The sequence below is a fragment of the Ensifer sp. NPDC090286 genome, assembly GCF_044769565.1.
Lineage (GTDB): Bacteria > Pseudomonadota > Alphaproteobacteria > Rhizobiales > Rhizobiaceae > Ensifer.
Map to the genome: position 1 here is coordinate 406,207 of NZ_JBIVYF010000001.1, position 20,600 is coordinate 426,806.

The 20,600-nt window shown below is 62.4% G+C and carries 22 protein-coding genes; 17 read left to right on the forward strand and 5 right to left on the reverse strand.

Features of this window, described 5'->3' with window-relative positions; all coding sequences use genetic code 11:
- Positions 1-120: 120 nt before the first annotated feature.
- Entirely contained in the window at positions 121-1,758 is a 1,638-nt protein-coding gene (locus tag ACIQUG_RS02060) for a CTP synthase (RefSeq protein WP_305877765.1), read from the forward strand.
- A gap of 233 nt (positions 1,759-1,991) precedes the next feature.
- Positions 1,992-2,183: an alpha/beta fold hydrolase gene (locus ACIQUG_RS02065; protein ID WP_402316869.1), complete on the forward strand. Its 192-nt coding sequence runs from the start codon at positions 1,992-1,994 to the stop codon at positions 2,181-2,183.
- A 73-nt stretch (positions 2,184-2,256) separates the two neighbouring features.
- Here the strand turns inward: ACIQUG_RS02065 and ACIQUG_RS02070 are convergent, their stop codons facing one another.
- The 5 genes from ACIQUG_RS02070 to ACIQUG_RS02090 form a co-directional block, all read right to left on the reverse strand.
- On the reverse strand, positions 2,257-3,444 hold the full coding sequence (locus ACIQUG_RS02070) for a DUF418 domain-containing protein (protein ID WP_402316872.1): 1,188 nt from the start codon (positions 3,442-3,444) through the stop codon (positions 2,257-2,259).
- 244 nt (positions 3,445-3,688) lie between these two features.
- Positions 3,689-4,345, reverse strand: coding sequence for a CDP-alcohol phosphatidyltransferase family protein (locus tag ACIQUG_RS02075; RefSeq protein WP_402316875.1), 657 nt, complete (start codon positions 4,343-4,345; stop codon positions 3,689-3,691).
- A complete protein-coding gene (locus tag ACIQUG_RS02080; RefSeq protein ID WP_402316878.1) occupies positions 4,329-4,727 on the reverse strand; it encodes a hypothetical protein in 399 nt (132 codons plus the stop codon). The genes ACIQUG_RS02075 and ACIQUG_RS02080 overlap by 17 nt, the downstream gene beginning before the upstream one ends.
- Positions 4,724-5,674 carry a phosphatidate cytidylyltransferase gene (locus tag ACIQUG_RS02085; RefSeq protein ID WP_043617993.1) on the reverse strand — a complete coding sequence of 317 codons (951 nt, stop codon included), beginning with the start codon at positions 5,672-5,674 and terminating at the stop codon, positions 4,724-4,726. The genes ACIQUG_RS02080 and ACIQUG_RS02085 overlap by 4 nt, the downstream gene beginning before the upstream one ends.
- The gene (locus tag ACIQUG_RS02090; RefSeq protein WP_402320510.1) at positions 5,671-6,315 is read right to left on the reverse strand and encodes a lysophospholipid acyltransferase family protein; all 645 of its coding nucleotides are present in this window, start codon (positions 6,313-6,315) and stop codon (positions 5,671-5,673) included. The genes ACIQUG_RS02085 and ACIQUG_RS02090 overlap by 4 nt, the downstream gene beginning before the upstream one ends.
- A 534-nt stretch (positions 6,316-6,849) precedes the next feature.
- On the opposite strand from ACIQUG_RS02090, the gene ACIQUG_RS02095 reads away from it, so the two are divergent.
- The 15 genes from ACIQUG_RS02095 to ACIQUG_RS02165 all read left to right on the forward strand — a co-directional run bounded on the left by ACIQUG_RS02095 (position 6,850) and on the right by ACIQUG_RS02165 (position 20,598).
- A complete protein-coding gene (locus ACIQUG_RS02095; protein WP_402316882.1) occupies positions 6,850-7,662 on the forward strand; it encodes a class I SAM-dependent methyltransferase in 813 nt (270 codons plus the stop codon).
- 196 nt (positions 7,663-7,858) lie between these two features.
- Positions 7,859-8,029, forward strand: coding sequence for a hypothetical protein (locus tag ACIQUG_RS02100; RefSeq protein WP_156134117.1), 171 nt, complete (start codon positions 7,859-7,861; stop codon positions 8,027-8,029).
- 180 nt (positions 8,030-8,209) lie between these two features.
- Complete coding sequence (locus tag ACIQUG_RS02105) at positions 8,210-9,100, forward strand: VOC family protein (protein WP_402316886.1); 891 nt, start codon at positions 8,210-8,212, stop codon at positions 9,098-9,100.
- Complete coding sequence (gene kdsA, locus ACIQUG_RS02110; protein WP_402316889.1) at positions 9,100-9,942, forward strand: 3-deoxy-8-phosphooctulonate synthase; 843 nt, start codon at positions 9,100-9,102, stop codon at positions 9,940-9,942. Before ACIQUG_RS02105 ends, kdsA begins: the two co-directional genes overlap by 1 nt.
- A gap of 135 nt (positions 9,943-10,077) precedes the next feature.
- Positions 10,078-11,352 (forward strand): phosphopyruvate hydratase, encoded by a 1,275-nt coding sequence (eno, locus tag ACIQUG_RS02115; RefSeq protein ID WP_034795843.1) that lies wholly within the window; start codon positions 10,078-10,080, stop codon positions 11,350-11,352.
- A gap of 146 nt (positions 11,353-11,498) precedes the next feature.
- Entirely contained in the window at positions 11,499-11,819 is a 321-nt protein-coding gene (locus tag ACIQUG_RS02120) for a septum formation initiator family protein (RefSeq protein ID WP_192447137.1), read from the forward strand.
- A gap of 136 nt (positions 11,820-11,955) precedes the next feature.
- On the forward strand, positions 11,956-13,002 hold the full coding sequence (gene pdhA, locus ACIQUG_RS02125) for a pyruvate dehydrogenase (acetyl-transferring) E1 component subunit alpha (RefSeq protein WP_043618011.1): 1,047 nt from the start codon (positions 11,956-11,958) through the stop codon (positions 13,000-13,002).
- Between the two features lie 17 nt (positions 13,003-13,019).
- Positions 13,020-14,390, forward strand: a complete 1,371-nt coding sequence (locus ACIQUG_RS02130; RefSeq protein WP_043618014.1) for a pyruvate dehydrogenase complex E1 component subunit beta — start codon at positions 13,020-13,022, stop codon at positions 14,388-14,390.
- 33 nt (positions 14,391-14,423) lie between these two features.
- Positions 14,424-15,743, forward strand: coding sequence for a pyruvate dehydrogenase complex dihydrolipoamide acetyltransferase (locus ACIQUG_RS02135; RefSeq protein WP_402320514.1), 1,320 nt, complete (start codon positions 14,424-14,426; stop codon positions 15,741-15,743).
- 66 nt (positions 15,744-15,809) lie between these two features.
- Positions 15,810-16,451, forward strand: a complete 642-nt coding sequence (locus tag ACIQUG_RS02140) for an SGNH/GDSL hydrolase family protein (protein ID WP_402316894.1) — start codon at positions 15,810-15,812, stop codon at positions 16,449-16,451.
- Between the two features lie 2 nt (positions 16,452-16,453).
- The gene (locus tag ACIQUG_RS02145; protein ID WP_402316897.1) at positions 16,454-17,035 is read left to right on the forward strand and encodes a GNAT family N-acetyltransferase; all 582 of its coding nucleotides are present in this window, start codon (positions 16,454-16,456) and stop codon (positions 17,033-17,035) included.
- An 18-nt stretch (positions 17,036-17,053) separates the two neighbouring features.
- The gene (gene lpdA, locus ACIQUG_RS02150) at positions 17,054-18,499 is read left to right on the forward strand and encodes a dihydrolipoyl dehydrogenase (RefSeq protein WP_402316900.1); all 1,446 of its coding nucleotides are present in this window, start codon (positions 17,054-17,056) and stop codon (positions 18,497-18,499) included.
- Positions 18,500-18,573: 74 nt separating this feature from the next.
- A complete protein-coding gene (locus ACIQUG_RS02155; protein ID WP_402316902.1) occupies positions 18,574-18,825 on the forward strand; it encodes a GlsB/YeaQ/YmgE family stress response membrane protein in 252 nt (83 codons plus the stop codon).
- A gap of 131 nt (positions 18,826-18,956) precedes the next feature.
- The gene (gene lipA / locus ACIQUG_RS02160; RefSeq protein WP_402316905.1) at positions 18,957-19,928 is read left to right on the forward strand and encodes a lipoyl synthase; all 972 of its coding nucleotides are present in this window, start codon (positions 18,957-18,959) and stop codon (positions 19,926-19,928) included.
- Between the two features lie 79 nt (positions 19,929-20,007).
- Positions 20,008-20,598 (forward strand): AAA family ATPase, encoded by a 591-nt coding sequence (locus ACIQUG_RS02165; RefSeq protein WP_402316907.1) that lies wholly within the window; start codon positions 20,008-20,010, stop codon positions 20,596-20,598.
- Positions 20,599-20,600 lie beyond the last annotated feature (2 nt).

Consider the following 20,600-nt stretch of genomic DNA (forward strand, 5'->3'; position numbering starts at 1 on the left):
CCCGCCGGCGGATGTTTCATCCGCCGGTTTTGTTTTGTGTGAAATCTGCCTCCATCCCAAGACGAAAAGTTCTGGAACATGAATTTTTCGGTGGCGGAATCATTTGTTAAAAGGTATCCGGTGACTCCCATGGCGCGATATGTATTCATCACAGGCGGCGTGGTTTCCTCCCTCGGAAAAGGCATCGCTGCAGCGGCTCTCGGAGCACTGCTGCAGGCGCGTGGCTACCGGGTGAGACTGCGCAAGCTCGACCCCTATCTCAACGTTGACCCGGGCACCATGAGCCCGACCCAGCACGGTGAGGTTTTCGTAACCGACGATGGCGCGGAGACCGATCTCGATCTCGGCCACTATGAACGCTTCACGGGGCGTTCGGCGACGAAGACCGACAACATCACCACGGGCCGGATCTACAAGAACATCATCGACAAGGAACGTCGCGGCGACTATCTCGGCGCAACCGTTCAGGTGATCCCGCACGTTACCAACGAAATCAAGAACTTCGTCACCGAAGGCAATGACGACTACGACTTCGTCCTCTGCGAAATCGGCGGCACCGTCGGCGACATCGAGGCGATGCCGTTCATGGAGGCGATCCGCCAGCTCGGCAACGACCTGCCGCGCGGCACCGCCGTCTACGTCCATCTCACCCTGATGCCCTATATCCCGGCGGCCGGCGAACTGAAGACCAAGCCGACGCAGCATTCTGTCAAGGAACTGCAGGCCCTCGGCATCCACCCCGATATCCTGCTCGTTCGCGCCGACCGCGAAATTCCGGAAGCCGAGCGTCGCAAGCTCTCGCTCTTCTGCAACGTCCGCCAGTCGGCGGTCATCCAGGCGCTCGACGTGGCATCGATCTACGACGTTCCGATCGCCTACCACAAGGAAGGCCTCGACAACGAAGTGCTGGCAGCCTTCGGCATCGAGCCGGCGCCGAAGCCGCGCATGGACGCCTGGGAACGGGTTGCCGATCGCATCCGCACGCCGGAAGGCGAAGTCACGATCGCGATCGTCGGCAAGTACACCGGCCTCAAGGATGCCTACAAGTCGCTGATCGAAGCGCTTTACCATGGCGGCATCGCCAACCGGGTGAAGGTCAAGCTCGAGTGGATCGAATCGGAGGTCTTCGAGAAGGAAGACGCAGCACCCTACCTCGAGAAGGTGCACGGCATTCTCGTTCCCGGCGGTTTCGGCGAACGTGGTTCCGAGGGCAAGATCAACGCGGCGCGCTTTGCCCGCGAACGCAAGGTGCCTTACTTCGGTATCTGCTTCGGCATGCAGATGGCGGTCGTTGAAGCGGCCCGCAACCTCGCCGGCATCGAGAAGGCGTCCTCCACCGAGTTCGGCCCGACCAAGGAACCGGTCGTTGGTCTGATGACGGAATGGGTGAAGGGCAACGAGCTCGAGAAGCGCTCTGCATCGGGTGATCTCGGCGGCACGATGCGCCTCGGCGCCTATCGCGCAGCCCTGAAGGCCGACACCAAGATTGCCGAGATCTACGGTTCGACCGAGATTTTCGAGCGTCACCGGCACCGCTACGAGGTCAACGTCGACTACAAGGATCGCCTCGAGTCCTGCGGCCTCGTCTTCTCGGGCATGTCGCCGGACGGCATCCTGCCGGAAACGGTCGAGTACCCGGATCATCCGTGGTTCATCGGCGTTCAGTACCATCCGGAACTGAAGTCGCGTCCGCTCGATCCGCACCCGCTGTTTGCAAGCTTCATCGAAGCGGCGCTTGAACAATCCCGCCTCGTCTGAGGCGCACAGGAAAGACAAACGAAAAAGGCCGGTCGCAAGACCGGCCTTTTTTTGTACTTTCCGTCGAGGCGTGACTCACGTTCCGCGAAATCAACCACGCGTCAGTCGGCGGTAGCTCTCGACTGCGGCGCCGTGGTGTGCCGAATTGAAAGCCGCGCGCCTTGCGAGTTACGAGAGCGTTGAAGCGGTAAACGGTATGCTCGATGCGTTGCTGACGCGACCCGTGCCGTCGGATGTCCGCGCTGGTGATCACCGGCACCAGGGATGTGGTAGATTCGGAGCCAGCGCTTCGCCGTGAGCTTGGCGGGCGTCTGCCTCAGGTGCGTTTCGTCGTGTTCGAGGGCGTCGGCCATTTCTCGCCGATCGAAGCACCGGCCGAGGTCGCCGCGGCAATCGCGACCTTCCTGGCGACGCTCGACCTCTAAGCGGATTGAGGCGCCGTCGGACAAGATGGCGCCTCCGATCCCAACGGACCGAGTGATGCGAAATCGATGCCCTTCAGCGCGCCTCGGCCGGCCGGCGCCATTGCGGCATGCGGCCGATGGTGATGAAGCGCAGAATCCACTCGAGCGGTCCATAGGCGAAGCGGGCCATCCACCAGCGGCTGATGACGACCTGAGCGGCAAAGATCGCAAGCGCGATCAGCATGGTTGCCAGCGGCGACACCTGGCCGATGAGAGCAAGGCCGTAGCCATGAAAGATCAGGGCCATGAGCAAGGACTGCATCAGGTAGTTGGAAAGGGCCATGCGGCCGGCAGGCGCCAGCAGGTTGCGCAGCCCGTGGCCGGCTTTGGATCCGAAAAGCAGCATCATGCCGCCGACATAGGCGCCGGTGAGAAGCGGGCCGGTGGCGAGGCCGATCGAAAGTGCGATGACCGCGATCGGCGATTCGGGCATCTCGACGCTGACATAGGCATAGATGACGGCACCAGGCAGGCCGCCCCAGAGGCCGGTGCGAACGAGGCGCTGGAACAATGCCGTGTTCTCCTCCGGCCGCGCCAGGGTCTTGCGACGTCCGGCGATCAGGCCGAGCAGGAACATCGCCAGCGCGCACGGCGCTTGCAGCAGGACGAGGATGATCCAGACCGAGTTGAGCTCCGTCAGGTGCTGACCGATGATGGCCTGCCAGTCGCCGCGGAAAGCAAGCTCGGCCGCCCCCGCAGCGGAGAGAATGGTGGACCGATCGAGCGGCACCGGATCCAGCGTGATGAGGATGCCGAGTGCGCCCCAGACGAGTGCAAGGAGAAGGACCAGCCATTTGGCTAGCCGGAAGAGGCCTGCATCGCTGCGGTTTCTGAGGATCAGGAGGGCGATGCCAAGCACCGCGTAGGTGGTGAGAATATCGCCATGGAAAAGCAGAACCGCATGGGCAAGCCCGATCAGCCAGAGGCCCATCTGTCGGCGCAAAAGCCTGGGCACGAAGGCCTCGCCGGATTTTTCCGCCGAGCGCATTTGCAGGGTGAAGCTGTAGCCGAACAGGAACGAGAAGAGCAGGTAGAATTTCATCTCGAAGAACAGCGCGATCACGAAATGCACGCTGCGATCGAGGACGCCGCCGAAGGCTGGGTCGGCGATTTCCAGTCCGTAGAAGGCAGAAGCGAAAGCCATGATGTTGACCAGGAGGATGCCGAGCAAGGCAAAGCCGCGCAATGCGTCGACGTCGTCGATGCGGTCCAGGGTAGTCATTCGTGTTCTCCGTAACGGGAGGCGCTGTAGTTTTGCGCCGTAACCGATTGAAAAAGTTCGCTTTCAGGAGGCGGCGATCACGGGTCTGATCGCCGCCGATCTCGGCGCGCGCGAGCATTCGTTCATCGGTGGCGCTCGCGGCGTTTAATAAATAGACTAATCTATCTAATAATTGACGTAGGTACACGTCAAGGGGGCGGCGCCATGTTGCGGCGGCCTTGTTCACGATGCGTGAAGAGGGTGTTTAGCCTTTGTTGGGCGCGTTTTTCCGAAGCCAGGCAATCTGGCGACGGGCGCGCAGGCCGGCCGTCAGCGCTGCCCCGATCGAAATCGCAAGAAGCGCGATCCACAGCACTTCGCCATCGCCGAGCCAGAGGCCTTCAAAGGCCGAAAGAACGGCGGCGAGCGTCATCGCCGCCATGCGGTGCTGTTTGGCCATCGGGCCGGAGAAGTCGCTCGGCGCACCGTTGGCACGGCCGAGTTCGCGCACATAGGCAGTCAGCACGCCGAAGGTGGCTGCAGCAAAACCGAGAGCCGGCACGCCGATGGCGAAACCTGCGCCGACGAAGATGAAGACGTCGGCGATGCGGTCGGGAAATTCGTTCCAGAAGGGACCGTCGGCCTCGCCCTTGCCGCCCTCGACGGCGACCATGCCGTCGAAGAGGTTGCAGAGCAGACGCAACTGGCAAAAGAGGGCGGCAGTGATGAACAGGCTCGCCCTTGCGCCATCCTCGCTTTCGCCCGCGAGCCAGAAGGCAAGGCCGGCAAGGGCGGCCGCCAGCATGCTCGCCTGCGAGATCCGGTTCGGCGTGAGGTTCATCGATGCCAGGCGGCGTGCGATGGCCTGCGCCCAGCGGGTGTTGCGACTTGCGAGCGGCCTGCGGTCACCGGTCTCGGTCATGTTCGCCTCGGCTGATGGAATAGTTGTAGATGGCGGCGTAGGTGGTCGAAACCGTAAGCGGCAGCGCGATCGTTTTCAGGATCTCGGGCGTGCCGCTGGCCGCGTGGATCGCGACAAGTACAGCCGAGGAGCCAAGGCAGGCGATAAGTGGTGGCAGGACCAGGCGCCAGGCGCCGCTGAACCGCTTGGAAAGCGCGTCGATCGCCGTCTTGAGGTAGAGCGTCAGCAGCGCCGAAAGCGTCCCCTGGACGAGCCCGGCAACAAGCGGCTTCGGCATCGGGTGATGGCGGTTGGCGAAAAGCGCCCAGCCGCCCATGGCGAAAAAGGCGAAGGCCACATGAACGACGCCGCTTGATGCCAGCCCCTTCAGTTTGGCGCTCATGTCAGCGACCACCAGTAGCGCGTCAGATGGAAGAAGATCGGGGCGGAAAAGACGACGGAATCGAGCCGGTCGATGAGCCCGCCATGGCCTTCGATCAGATGGCCCCAGTCCTTGACGCCGCGATCCCGCTTGATTGCCGACATGACGAGGCCGCCGAAGAAGCCCATCAGGGTGATGATGAGTGACATCAGCGCCGCCTGCGCCGGCGTGAACGGGGTAATCCACCAGAGCGAGGCGCCGATCAGGGTAGCGCTCGCAACGCCGCCGACGAAGCCCTCGACCGTCTTCGACGGCGAAAGGGTGGGCGCGATCTTGGTTTTGCCGAAGAGCTTGCCCCAGACATATTGCAGCACGTCGCTCGACTGAACGACGATGACGAGGAAGGCGATGAGGAGCACGTTGCGTCCCTCATAGCCTGGGATTTGCAGCGTGAGCAGCGCCGGCACGTGCGAGGCGCAGAAGACGCAGATCATCAGCGCCCATTGCACCTCGGAGATCCGGACCAGGAAGTCGCGGGTGTCGCCGCGAAGGACCGCGACGATCGGCATCAGCAGGAAGGCATAGACCGGCACGAAGATCGAATAGATTCCGTATTGCTCGGCCCAGAGCAGGAAGTAGTTGATCGGCAGGACGACGAAGAAGGCGGCGGCGATCGCCCAGTGGTCGCCGCGGCGCGTGTTGATGAGCGTGATGAATTCGCGCAACGCTGCAAACGAGCAGAAGGCAAAGAGCAGCAACACGCCGACCCGGCCGGCAACGAAGGCGATGGCGATCAGGACCACCATCGCCCACCACGCCTTGATGCGGGCGTTGAGGTTCTCGATCGCGCCGTTCGACCCGTCAGGCGAAAGCTTCTGCTTAAGCACGTAGCCGACGCTCGACGCCAGCACGAGAACGCCGCCGACGCCGGAGAGCAGCTTGAGCATGTCCAGGCTGGCTGTGCTCATACGCGGTCATCCGTCGATGACGGCGCGAGCGAAAGCAGCGCGGCTTCGGCACGGGCGATGAATTCTTCCTTCGTCTCCTGCGCCTTGAGGCGCATCGGTTCGCCGAAATTGACGGTGCAGATGAGCGGGATCGGCACGAACTCCCCCTTGGGCATGACGCGATTGAGATTGTTGATCCATACGGGCACCAGCGCCACGTCCGGGCGCTTGCAGGCGAGGTGGAAGAGCCCGCTCTTGAACGGCAAAAGGCGTGCTTCGGTCTGGTTGCGCGTTCCCTCGGGAAAGAGAATGAGCGACGATCCGTCGTTGAGCACGGCCGCCATCTGCTCGACCGGATCCTGCGTGCGCGCTTCCGGGTCGCGCTCGATCAGCAGCGCATCGAACACGTCACGGCCGATGAAGCTCGAAAGCTTCGATTTCAGCCAGTACTCGGCGCCCGCGACCGGCCGGGCGCGTTCCCTGAGCCAGGGCGGCAGGACCGCCCAGATCAGCACGAAATCGCCGTGGCTGGAATGGTTGGCGAAGTAGATGCTCTGCTTTGGCGGCAGGCCGGTCTCATGCCAGATGGCACGCGCCGCCGTCAGCGCCCGCGCGAACATCATGATGGCGATGGAAGCCAGCTTGGCCATCATCTCGCGCATCATGTGAATGCGTGCCCGATTGGAAGCCAGGCCAGCGTCCTGGTGCGCCGTTTGGCGTCCCTCGGCCATGCCCGGATGCGTTGCTTGTCCTGCAAGTCGATAATCAAATGCTGCCCCTCAGCCTGCTGCCCGGCATAACTCCAGGCTGCATTGGTGAATTTTACGCAATTGTGACGGCTTCTCAAGCGGTTGAAATCATAGGCAACATGATAACGTGCAGACCGTGCCGGATATTCGTTGGCCGGGGCGATTGGACAAAACCCTTGCGGCCGCAAGCCGCACGGCATGGACCTCTGTTTGCGTTGACCACCCGCAACCCGGCCGCTAGCGTGCGGCTTCCAGCAAGAGGAGCGTCGTCCAATGCGCCAGTAATGCCCGGTGAAAACCGAATCGCCTCAACTTCGCTTGCGAAGGGGATGGACGATGGCATTGCTGCGATCCGCATCGACGGACGAACGCCACGGCATATCTGCCTGCGATCTCCATTCGCCTTCATGAGCGGTCACATCAGGACAAAGTTTCCAGGGACCGAACATGCAAGATATTTCCTCCTCCAATCTCGATATCATCGATCACAATCGCCGGGCGTGGGACCGGCAGGCAAGCCAGGACTGCGAATGGTCGCGCCCGGTCACGCCGGAGATGATCGCCGATGCCCGCAAGGGTCAGTGGCAGGCGCGGCTGACGCCCGGCGACTTGCCTGAGGGGTGGTTGCCCGACGTCAAGGGTAAGAGCATCCTCTGCCTGGCTTCCGCCGGTGGGCAGCAGGCGCCGATTCTGGCTGCGGCCGGTGCCGACGTAACGGTCTTCGACATCTCCGAGGGACAGCTCGAACAGGATCGGCGCGTCGCCAAACGCGAAGGGTTGCCGCTTTTGGCCGTGCAGGGCGACATGCGCGACCTCTCTGTCTTTGCCGACGAAACCTTCGATATCGTCTTTCACCCCATCTCGAACCTCTACGTTCCGGATATCCGACCGGTCTGGCGGGAGAGCCACCGGGTGCTGAAAACCGGCGGTCGGCTGCTTTCGAGCTTCTACAATCCGATCGTTTTCGTCGGCGACCGCGATCCGGCCCATGCGGAAAAGGGTCTTATCCGCCCGGCCTACCGGCTCCCCTTTGCCGAAGCGGAGCATCTCCCTCCCGATGTCGTGCAGGCCAAGGTCGGGCGCGGCGAGGCCCTGGTGTTCGGGCATAGCCTTTCTCAGCAAATCGAGGGGCAATTGCAGGCCGGTTTCCGGTTGGCCGGCTTTCACGAGGATTGGCAGCCGTCGGCTCGTTTCCTGATCGACAGGTTTGTGCCGACCTTCATCGCCACCTTCGCCATCAAGAGCGATCGTCGCCCCTGATGGAGTGAGCCCGGCGTCCCGGCCGGGCCGAAGGCTTACGCGCAACAAGAGCAACCGCAGCGGCCGGTAGGGGGCTGCGGTTGTCGAACCCGGCTTCGTCGTCGCCTTTTTACCTCGCGTTACTGTTACGTACTCGCCAAAGCATCGGTTTCGTACTTTCCTGTTCGTCAGCGAAACTGGAAAGGGGTCAATCCGTATGCGCTTCATCGCTTTGTTGTTCGTGCCTTTGGCGGTCGCCGTGCTGGGGCTCTCGGGTTGTGCCTCGACGTCCTCGACCAACACGTCCTACACGCAGCCCCAGACGTTCGCCCCCGGTCTCGGTGCGGGGAACACGGCCAACGCCACGACGGCGCCGGGCTACTACTGACCTTCCGGCCGTTCTTCTGCTGGCGACAGGCATAATCCGCGGCGGGTGCAGCCGGCCGCGGATGGTTCGCGTTTGTGGCAACGGCCCGAGACCGGACCGTCGATCCGCTCCCTGGCGGTGACCGGCTTGCATTCGCCGGCCAAAAGTTGCAAACAGCGGCGAACCATCAGGGAACACGCCATGAGCCTCTCCAAGCGCACCACCCGCCCGCTCGATCACCTCGTGCTGCCGGTGGATACGCTTACCCAGGCGCGGCGTCGGCTTTCCGATCTCGGCTTTACCGTCGCCGACGATGCCCGCCATCCCTTCGGCACCGAAAATGCCTGCGTCTTCTTTGCCGACGGCACCTATCTCGAGCCGCTCGCCATAGCGTCCCGCGAGGAATGCGAGGCGGCCGCACTCGACGGCAATGCCTTTGTCGCGCGCGATCAGGCTTTCCGGTTTCGCCAAGGCCCGGAAGGTCTCTCGGCGCTGGTCTTCGGCACCGAGGATGCGGCGAGCGACCACATCCGTTTCCGGGCGAGGGGCATCTCCGGCGGCGACATGCTGGAATTTTCCCGGCCGATGAAGCTGCCCGATGGCCGTGAAGGACTGGGCTCGTTCCGTCTTTCCTTTGCCGCGGATCTTCGCGCGCCGGATCTCTTTCTTTTCAACTGTCAGCGCGTCCGTGCGCTCCCCACCGATCGGGCGCCGCTGGAGCGGCACGAAAACGGCGTGGTCGGCATCAGCGAAGTGGTGCTGTCGGAAGCCAATCCGACCGATTTCCAGTATCTGCTGCAGGAAGCGGTCGATGAGCGCGAGGTTTCGGCGCATTCCTTCGGCATGGATGTCGCGACCACCAACGCCAAGATCTCGGTGCTGAACGCCGCCGGGATGGAGGCCTTCTTCGGTCGCTCGGTGCGCAATGCCGAACGGGGCTTGCGCGGACGGGCAATCGTCTTCCGGGTTGCCGATCTCGAAGCGACGCGGGCGCTGTTTGCCGACAACGATATCGAATTTGCAGAAATGGGCGGGCGCCTCATTGTTCCCGAAATGCCGGGGCAAGGGGTGATCTTCGCGTTTGGAGCTTGATGATGAAAACCAATGCCAGAGTCGTGGTCGGGGAGGGTGCCCGCCAGGTCGCCTTCGCACAGACCGAGAAGTTGTCGCTGATCGCCGGCCCCTGCCAGATGGAGAGCCGTGAACACGCCTTCATGATGGCGGGCGCGCTCTCGGAACTCTGCGACGAGCTCGGGCTCGGCCTCGTCTACAAGTCCTCCTTCGACAAGGCCAACCGCACGTCGCTTTCGGGCAAGCGTGGCATCGGCCTCGAAAAGGCGATGGAAATCTTCGCCGACCTCAAGAAGGAATTCGGCTTCCCGGTCCTGACCGACATCCACACCGAAGAGCAATGCGCGCTGGTCGCCCCGACGGTCGACATTCTGCAGATCCCGGCCTTCCTGTCGCGGCAAACCGATCTTCTGGTCGCGGCCGCCAAGACCGGCCGCGCGATCAACGTCAAGAAGGGCCAGTTCCTGGCGCCCTGGGACATGAAGAACGTGCTGGCGAAGTTCACCGAGAGTGGCAACCCCAATGTCATGCTCTGTGAGCGCGGCGCCTCCTTCGGCTATAACACGCTGGTCTCCGACATGCGCTCGCTGCCGATCATGGCTTCACTCGGCGCGCCCGTCGTTTTCGATGCGACTCATTCGGTTCAGCAGCCGGGCGGGCAGGGCGGTTCGACCGGCGGCCAGCGTGAATTCGTCGAGACGCTGGCGCGTGCGGCCGTTGCCGTTGGCGTCGCCGGTCTGTTCGTCGAGACGCACGAAGATCCGGACAATGCTCCGTCCGATGGCCCGAACATGGTGCATCTGAAGGACATGCCGCGTCTGCTCGAAAAGCTGCTGGCTTTCGACGCGATCGCCAAGGGCTGAGCCCGGCGACGCTTCGTGAAATTTTCATGAACCGCAATGGCGCAGTTGTTTTTGCATATTGCGCGCCATTGTAATTTCGAGGCCTTGGCGTATGACAGGCCCCGACCACCCACCGTCCTCAACAGGGAAGAGATCATGACTGCAATCATCGACATCATCGGCCGAGAAATTCTGGACAGCCGCGGCAACCCGACCGTCGAGGTCGACGTGTACCTGGAAGACGGAAGCTTCGGTCGCGCGGCAGTCCCGTCGGGCGCCTCGACCGGTGCGCATGAGGCTGTCGAGCTGCGCGATGGTGGAACGCGTTACCTCGGCAAGGGCGTCGAGCGCGCCGTCGAAGCCGTCAACGGCGAGATCTTCGAAGCGATCGGCGGCCTCGATGCCGAGAACCAGATCCAGATCGACAAGACCATGATCGAGCTCGACGGCACGGCGAACAAGTCGCGCCTCGGCGCCAACGCCATTCTCGGCGTTTCGCTTGCCGTTTCCAAGGCCGCCGCTGAAGCTGCTGGCCTGCCGCTCTACCGTTACGTCGGCGGCCCGAACGCCCACGTGCTGCCGGTTCCGATGATGAACATCATCAACGGCGGCGCGCATGCCGACAACCCGATCGACTTCCAGGAATTCATGATCGTTCCGGTTGGCGCCGACACGATGCGTGATGCCGTGCGCATGGGCTCGGAAGTGTTCCACACCCTGAAGAAGCAGCTCGCAGCCGACGGCCACAATACCAATGTCGGCGACGAAGGCGGCTTCGCGCCGGGTCTCGCCTCTGCTCCGGCAGCCCTCGACTTCATCATGAAGTCGATCGAAAAGGCTGGCTACAAGCCGGGCGAAGACATGTTCATCGCGCTCGATTGCGCAGCGACGGAATTCTTCAAGGACGGCAAGTACGTTCTCGAAGGTGAAGGCCGCACGCTCGAGCCGGGCGCCATGGCTGAATACCTGGCGGAACTCGCTGCCAAGTACCCGATCTTCTCGATCGAAGACGGTATGGCCGAAGACGACTGGGATGGCTGGAAGGCCGTGACCGACCTCATCGGCAACAAGTGCCAGCTCGTCGGCGACGACCTGTTCGTCACCAACTCGGCCCGCCTGCGCGACGGCATCAAGATGGGCGTCGCCAACTCAATCCTCGTCAAGGTCAACCAGATCGGCTCGCTGTCGGAAACGCTCGACGCCGTCGAGACCGCGCACAAGGCACGCTACACCGCCGTCATGTCGCACCGCTCGGGCGAAACCGAAGACGCGACGATCGCCGATCTCGCGGTCGCCACCAACTGCGGCCAGATCAAGACCGGCTCGCTCGCCCGTTCGGACCGGCTCGCAAAGTACAACCAGCTGATCCGCATCGAAGAGCAGCTCGGCCTGCAGGCGAAGTACGCCGGCCGTTCGATCCTGCGCGGCTGATCGCTGCCTGATATTCGTGTGAAAAACGAACCCGCCCACACGGCCCCGTGTGGGCGGGTTTCTATTTTCCTGCCGTTCATGGTCAACGGTCGGTTAATCAATCGCCGCTAATCTGATTGCCGTACTGCGTATCAGGGCGTGAATGCATGTGGACACGGCATCATAAGAAACGGAAACTGGGACGGCTGGTGATGCCGCTGATCGCGGTCGCCTTTCTCTCCTACTTCGGCTATCATTCCATTCACGGCGGCTATGGCCTGAAGGCGACCGAGCAATTCGATCGCCAGATTGTCGAGCGGCAGGCGCGGCTGGATAAGCTCACGAAACAGCGGTTGATCCTTGAAAAGGAGGTTCAGCTGATGAGTGATGGGTCGCTGGAAAGGGACATGCTGGATGAAAAGGCTCGCCTCGCGCTCAACATGTCGCGAAGTGACGAGATCGTTATTTTTCACCGCGCCGCAAATTAACCTGAATTCAGTTAATTGAAATTTGTAAAGTAAAATCAATTGTTTGCATGGAATGTGAGCCATGCAAATATGGCATTGCTGTGTCTGCTTTCTTTCCCTATGGTAACCGCAAAAGGCTAACCATTGGGAGGAACGAATGGCTCCGCGAAAATCCGCGTCCGTTTCCAGCCGCAAGAGTGCCGCAAAGCCGGCGAAGAAAGACTTCAATGGCGGCACGTTCGCCGAATTCTCCAAACAGGAAGATCTGAGCGCCTACCGCGAAATGCTGCTGATCCGGCGTTTCGAGGAGAAGGCCGGCCAGCTCTATGGCATGGGCTTCATCGGCGGCTTCTGTCACCTCTACATCGGCCAGGAAGCTGTCGTCGTCGGCATGCAGATGGCGCTGAAAGAAGGCGACCAGGTCATCACAGCCTACCGTGACCATGGCCACATGCTGGCCTGCGGCATGAGCGCCCGCGGCGTCATGGCCGAACTCACCGGTCGTCGCAGCGGTCTTTCCAAGGGGAAGGGCGGCTCGATGCACATGTTCTCCAAGGAAAAGCACTTCTACGGCGGTCACGGCATCGTCGGCGCCCAGGTGTCGCTCGGCACCGGTCTTGCTTTCGCCAACCGCTATCGCGGCAACGACAACGTGTCCGTTGCCTATTTCGGTGACGGTGCTGCCAACCAGGGCCAGGTCTACGAAAGCTTCAACATGGCGCAGCTCTGGAAGCTGCCGGTGATCTACGTGATCGAGAACAACCGCTACGCCATGGGTACGTCCGTTTCGCGCGCTTCGGCGCAGACCGACTTCTCGCAGCGCGGTGTCTCCTTCAACATTCCCGGCTTCCAGGTCGACGGCATGGACGTGCGTGCGGTCAAGGCCGCCGGCGACGAGGCTGTTGAGCATTGCCGTTCGGGCAAGGGTCCGATCATCCTCGAGATGCAGACCTATCGCTATCGCGGTCACTCGATGTCCGACCCGGCGAAGTATCGCTCGAAGGACGAAGTGCAGAAGATGCGCTCTGAGCATGACCCGATCGAGCAGGTGAAGGCGCGTCTGACCGAAAAGGGTTGGGCGAACGAGGACGAACTGAAGCAGATCGACAAGGAAGTCCGCGACATCGTTGCCGACAGCGCCGATTTTGCCCAGGCCGATCCGGAGCCGGATGCATCCGAGCTCTACACCGACATCCTGCTTTGATCCGGGGAGGGACAAACATGCCAGTAGAAATTCTTATGCCTGCCCTTTCCCCGACCATGGAGGAAGGCACGCTCTCGAAATGGCTGAAAAACGAAGGCGACAAGGTCACCTCCGGTGACGTCATTGCCGAGATCGAGACCGACAAGGCGACGATGGAAGTCGAAGCCGTTGACGAAGGCACGATCGGCAAGCTCCTGATCGCTGCCGGCACCGAAGGCGTCAAGGTCAATACCCCGATCGCCGTGCTGCTGCAGGACGGCGAAGGCGCAGGCGATATCGCCGCTCCGAAGGCCGAAGCACCGAAGGCAGCTGCTGCCGAAGCGCCCGCCGCTTCCGCGCCGGCTCCGGTTGCAGCCCAGCCGAAGGTCGAAGTTGCCGCTGATCCGGCGATCCCGGCCGGCACCGAAATGGTCACCATGACCGTTCGTGAAGCGCTTCGTGACGCCATGGCCGAAGAAATGCGCGCCAGCGACGACGTCTTCGTCATGGGCGAAGAAGTCGCCGAATACCAGGGCGCCTACAAGATCACCCAGGGCCTCTTGCAGGAATTCGGTGCACGTCGCGTCATCGATACCCCGATCACCGAGCACGGCTTTGCCGGCGTCGGCGTCGGCGCTGCCATGACCGGTCTGCGCCCGATCGTCGAGTTCATGACCTTCAACTTCGCCATGCAGGCGATCGACCAGATCATCAACTCCGCTGCCAAGACGCTCTACATGTCCGGTGGCCAGATGGGCGCGCCGATCGTCTTCCGTGGCCCGAGCGGTGCCGCTGCCCGCGTGGCCGCCCAGCACTCGCAGTGCTACGCCGCCTGGTACAGCCATATCCCGGGTCTGAAAGTCGTCATGCCCTACACGGCTGCCGACGCCAAGGGCCTGCTCAAGGCTGCGATCCGCGATCCGAACCCGGTCATCTTCCTCGAAAACGAAATCCTCTACGGTCACTCGTTCGAAGTGCCGAAGCTTGACGATTTCGTTCTGCCGATCGGCAAGGCTCGTATCCACAAGGTCGGCAAGGACGCGACGATCGTCTCCTTCGGCATCGGCATGACCTACGCCGTCAAGGCAGTTGCCGAACTCGAAGCGCAAGGCATCGACGTCGAACTGATCGACCTGCGCACGATCCGTCCGATGGACCTGCCGACGGTCATCGAATCCGTCAAGAAGACCGGCCGTCTCGTCACCGTTGAAGAAGGCTACCCGCAGTCGTCCGTCGGCACCGAAATCGCGACCCGCGTCATGCAGCAGGCCTTCGACTACCTTGACGCCCCGATCCTGACGATCGCCGGCAAGGACGTGCCGATGCCTTACGCCGCGAACCTCGAGAAGCTGGCGCTTCCGAACGTCGCAGAGGTTGTCGATGCGGTGAAAGCCGTTTGCTACAAATAAGGGGAGGGCCCTTCGATGCCTATCAACATCACAATGCCTGCCCTCTCCCCGACGATGGAAGAAGGCAATCTGGCCAAGTGGCTGGTCAAGGAAGGCGATAAGGTCAAGTCCGGCGACGTGATCGCCGAGATCGAGACCGACAAGGCGACGATGGAAGTCGAAGCCGTCGACGAAGGCACCGTTGCCAAGCTCGTCGTCCCCGCCGGCACCGAAGGCGTCAAGGTCAACGCGCTGATCGCCGTTCTCGCCGCCGATGGCGAGGATGTCGCTGCTGCCGCCAAGGGCGGCAACGGCGCGGCAGCACCGGCACCTGCCGCCAAGGCTGAAGCGCCTGCACCGGCAGCGCCGAGCGCTCCGGCTGCGGCGCCAGCCGCTGCACCAGCTGCAGCCCAGCCGGCCAAGGCTGAGGGCGGCGCCCGCGTCTTCTCTTCGCCGCTCGCTCGTCGTCTGGCCAAGGACGCCGGTATCGACCTTTCGGCGATCGCCGGTTCGGGTCCGCATGGCCGCGTCATCAAGAAGGACGTCGAAGCTGCCGTCTCCGGTGGCACTGCCAAGCCCGCCGCCGCACCGGCCGCCGGCGCTGCTGCTCCTGCAGCCGCTCCGCTCGCCAAGGGCCCGTCGGACGAAGCCGTTCTCAAGCTGTTCGAGCCGGGTTCCTACGAACTCGTGCCGCATGACGGCATGCGCAAGACGATCGCCAAGCGTCTCGTCGAATCCAAGCAGACGATCCCGCACTTCTACGTGTCGGTCGATTGCGAACTCGACGCGCTGCTGGCGCTGCGTGCACAGCTCAATGCCGCTGCTCCCGAGCAGGGCGGCAAGCCTGTCTACAAGCTCTCCGTCAACGACATGGTCATCAAGGCCCTGGCGCTGGCACTGCGCGACGTTCCGAACGCGAACGTTTCCTGGACCGAAAGCAACATGGTCAAGCACAAGCACGCCGACGTCGGTGTTGCCGTGTCGATCCCCGGCGGCCTGATCACCCCGATCGTGCGCCAGGCGGACCTGAAGAGCCTGTCGGCCATCTCCAACGAGATGAAGGACCTCGGCCAGCGCGCCAAGGACCGCAAGCTGAAGCCCGAGGAATACCAGGGCGGCACCACTGCCGTCTCGAACATGGGCATGATGGGCGTCAAGAACTTCGCCGCCGTCGTCAACCCGCCGCACGCCACGATCCTCGCGATCGGTGCCGGCGAGGAACGCGTCGTCGTGAAGAACAAGCAGATGGTCATCGCCAATGTCATGACCGTCACGCTCTCGACCGACCATCGCGCCGTCGATGGCGCGCTCGGTGCCGAACTGCTCGGTGCCTTCAAGCGCTACATCGAAAACCCGATGGGCATGCTGGTCTGAGTTGGATAAGGACCGGCCTTCGGGCCGGTCCGTTCCTTTTCGCGCAGTCGAAGGCGGGCCCGGACGATGAAAACAGTTCTCTGCTATGGCGACAGTTTGACCTGGGGCTATGATGCTACCGATGGCGGGCGTCATGCGCTTGCCGATCGCTGGCCAAGCGTATTGCAGAAGGCACTCGGCCCGGATGTCCAGGTCATTGCCGAAGGGTTGAACGGTCGCACCACCGCCTATGACGATCATCTCGCCGATTGCGACCGCAACGGCGCCAAGGTGCTGCCGACGGTGCTGCACAGCCACGCCCCGCTCGATCTCGTCATTCTGCTGCTCGGCGCCAACGACATGAAGCCGATCATTCATGGGACCGCTTTCGGTGCCGTGCAAGGGATCGAGCGTCTCGTCAGCCTGGTGCGCCGGCATGATTGGCCGGTCGCTGGCGAAGAAGGCCCGGAGATCCTGATCGTATCACCGCCGCAGCTCTGCGAAACGGCCGATGCCGGGTTTGCTGCCATGTTTGCCGGCGGCATCGAACAGTCGGCGATGCTGGCGCCACTTTACCGTGACCTCGCCGACGAACTCGATTGCGGCTTCTTCGACGCTGGCTCGGTGGCGGAGACCACGCCGCTCGATGGCGTACATCTCGATGCGGAAAATACGCGAGCGATCGGCCGCGGCCTGGAACCGGTCGTGCGGATGATGCTCGGGGTCTGAGCATGGTGGGGGGCGTCACCATACGTCCGGCGGAAAGACGTGAGGCGGCGGAACTCGCCATCCTCGTCGACATCGCCGCGCATGGCTTTGCCTCTTGGCTTTGGTACGGCGCGGTTCAGCATGGGGTGACGGATACGGCCTTCGAGCGCGGCCGTAACAAGTTGCGCGAAGAGCCGGGTCCAGGGAACTGGCGGGATGCGCTGGTTGCCGAGGTCGATGACGAAGTTTCGGGACTGTCGGTCGGCTATGGGATTGGGCCGGGAGCGGCTGAGATTGTTGCCAGGCACCCGGTTCTCGAGCCCCTGCTGGCGCTGCAGAGGCAGATCGTCGGCCACTGGTTCATCGAGAGCCTCGGCGTCTATCGCCATCAGCGCGGTCGCGGGATCGGCAGGGCGCTCTTGGCAAGTGAATTCGAACGCGCCGGATCGGCGCCGGTGAGCCTGATCACCGAAAGCCACAATGTGAGGGCGCAGGCACTATACAGGGCAAACGGCTTCGGCGAGGTAGCGCGCGTCGAAGCCGTTCCGCTCTTTGAGGAAAGCAAGAAACACGACTGGGTGCTCTTCACCCGCAAGGTCGCTTGAGACAAAGGCAGGAAACACATGGCTGAGAATTACGACGTCATCGTCATCGGTTCGGGTCCGGGGGGCTACATCGCCGCCATTCGTGCGGCACAGTTGGGTCTCAAGACCGCGGTCGTCGAGCGCGAGCATCTGGCCGGCATCTGCTCCAACTGGGGCTGTATCCCGACCAAGGCGCTGCTGCGCTCCGCCGAGGTTCTTCATTATGCCCAGCATCCGGGCGCCTATGGCATCAAGATCGAAGGCACGGTAACGCCGGACCTGAAGGCGATCGTCGCCCGTTCGCGCGGCATTGCCGAGCGCATGAACGGCGGCGTCGGCTTCCTGATGAAGAAGAACAAGGTCGACGTGATCTGGGGCGAAGCCAAGCTGACGAAGCCGGGCGAGATCGTCGTCGGCAAGTCGACGAAGCCCGTCGTCCAGCCGCAGGCGCCGCTGCCGAAGAACACCAAGGGCGAGGGCACCTACACCGCCAAGCACATCATCATTGCGACCGGCGCCCGTCCGCGCGCGCTGCCGGGCATCGAGCCCGACGGCAAGCTGATCTGGACCTATTTCGAGGCGATGAAGCCCGAAGAAATGCCGAAGTCGCTGTTGGTTATGGGCTCGGGCGCGATCGGCATCGAATTCGCCTCGTTCTACCGCACCATGGGCGTCGACGTGACGGTCGTCGAAGTCATGCCGAACGTCATGCCGGTCGAAGACGCCGAGATCTCGAACATTGCCAAGAAGCAGTTCGAGAAGCAGGGCATGAAGATCCATCTCCAGGCCAAGGTGACGAAGGTCGAGAAGGGTGCCAACTCGATCACCGCCCATGTCGAGATGAAGGATGGCAAGGTCGAAAAGATCACCGCCGATCGCATGATCTCGGCCGTCGGCGTCCAGGGCAACATTGAGAACCTCGGCCTCGAAACGCTCGGCGTGAAGACCGACCGCGGCTGCATCGTCATCGACGGCTACGGCAAGACCAACGTTCCCGGCGTCTACGCGATCGGTGACGTTGCCGGCCCGCCGATGCTCGCTCACAAGGCCGAGCACGAAGCCGTCATCTGCGTTGAAAAGATCGCGGGCCTGCCGAACGTCCACCCGATGGACAAGCTGAAGATCCCGGGCTGCACCTATTGCCACCCGCAGGTCGCTTCGGTCGGTCTGACGGAAGCCAAGGCCAAGGAACTCGGCCGCGATATCCGCGTCGGCCGCTTCCCGTTTGTTGCCAATGGCAAGGCGATTGCGCTCGGCGAAGACCAGGGTCTGGTCAAGACGATCTTCGACAAGAAGACCGGCGAGCTGCTCGGCGCGCACATGGTCGGCGCTGAAGTCACCGAATTGATCCAGGGCTTCGTCGTCGCGATGAACCTCGAGACGACCGAGGAAGACCTGATGCACACTATCTTCCCGCATCCGACGATCTCGGAGACGATGAAGGAAAGCGTGCTCGACGCATACGGCCGCGCGCTCAACGCCTGATAGTTTCGGCGGCCGCGCTTTTTGTGTATTTTCGGTATTGTTAATGAACTCGTTTTCAATGCACGGAGACCAAAATGAGCGTGAACGGCGTCGGTATTCTGGCTGCGATCATCATCGGCGGGTTGGCCGGGTGGCTCGCGGAGAAATTCATGAGCAGCAGCATGGGTCTGTTCATGAACATACTGCTCGGCATCATCGGCGCGGTGGTGCTGAACTTCATCCTGGCGTCCTTCGGCATGGCATATGCCGGCTGGCTCGCCTACCTGATCATCGGCTTCATCGGCGCCTGCCTGTTGATCGCCGTTGGTCGAGTTGTGAAACGATAGCCTGCCGGGCCATCTGCGCTTCCGTCGGGCGTGATATGAAGACGGCCTGACATTTGCCATCGGGCCGTCTATATAGAGCGAAAATGGGTCACCCGGCCTGATGCCGGCCCCGCCGCGACGAGGAAGACAGTATGGTAACGGTATTCGATGCCGTCTCTGATCGGGCGCAACGCGTCCGCCACCCGGAAAAGGCGCACAAGCCCGACACGGAAGTGATGCGCAAGCCGGAGTGGATCCGCGTCAAGGCGCCGATGTCCAAGGGCTATCAGGAGACCCGCGAGCTGGTGCGGTCGCACAAGCTCGTGACCGTGTGCGAAGAAGCCGGCTGCCCGAACATCGGCGAGTGCTGGGACAAGAAGCACGCGACCTTCATGATCATGGGTGAGATCTGTACCCGCGCCTGCGCCTTCTGCAACGTCGCGACCGGCAAGCCGAATGCGCTCGACATGGAAGAGCCGGCTAACATCGCCAAGGCCGTCAAGCAGATGGGCCTCAGCCACGTGGTCATCACCTCGGTCGACCGCGACGACCTGGAAGACGGTGGCGCCGAACACTTCGAGAAGGTGATCTGGGCGATCCGCGAAGCATCGCCTTCAACGACCATCGAGATCCTGACGCCGGATTTCCTGAAGAAGCCGGGCGCGCTGGAGCGTGTCGTTGCCGCCAAGCCCGACGTCTTCAACCACAACATGGAAACCGTACCCGGCAACTACCTGACGGTTCGTCCGGGTGCACGCTACTTCCACTCCGTCCGCCTGCTGCAGCGCGTGAAGGAACTGGACCCGACCATGTTTACCAAATCCGGCATCATGGTTGGCCTCGGTGAAGAGCGCAACGAAGTGCTGCAACTGATGGATGACCTTCGAACCGCCGATGTCGACTTCCTGACGATCGGCCAGTACCTGCAGCCGACCCGCAAGCACCACAAGGTCGAAGCGTTCGTGACGCCTGAGGAGTTCAAGTCCTACGAGACCGTCGCCTACACCAAGGGCTTCCTGATGGTGTCGTCGAGCCCGCTGACGCGCTCCTCGCACCACGCCGGCGACGACTTCGCCCGTCTGCGCGCGGCTCGCGAGAAGAAGCTGGCGGCCGCGGCAGGCTGACCAACAAATACCGAAACTCCGGCCCCGTGCCGGAGTTTCGCATTGGGTTTCGTTCTTCCCGAATTCCGCGGGAGTCTCCATGAACCAGCCGTCAAAACCGGCAATCGTCAACTATGTCGACGATGCCGTTGCCGCCGACCATATTCGCAGGGCCAGGCGTATCCTCGTTGTCGGGTGCTCCGGCGGCGGCAAGTCGACTCTTTCACTGAAGCTCGCCCGTCAGTTTCAGCTAACTTATATTTCGATCGATCGGGATATCCGCTGGTTGCCGGGTTGGGCCGAGCGTGACCGGACGGAACAGCGCCAGCGCATTGTCGAGAGGATCGCCGCCGATCGCTGGGTCATGGATGGCACCAGTCCGTCCTCATTCGATATCCGGGTGCCAAAAAGCGACATCGTGATCTGGGTGCGCATGCCGCGGCTTGTCTGCATACGCGGCGTCGTTACCCGCTGGCTGAAACACTTCGGCCGCACCCGCCCGGAGATGGCGCCGGGGTGCATCGAAAAGGTCGATTGGGATTTCCTTCAGTTCATCTGGACGTTCGAGCAGAAATTTACGCCGCACATCGTCGCAGGTCTGGCAAAGCACGGCCCCGACGTGCCGGTTCTGCAGTTGAAATCGCGGCGCCAGATGCGCAGGCTCCTTGATCTTCTCGGTTCTCCCGCTTAACT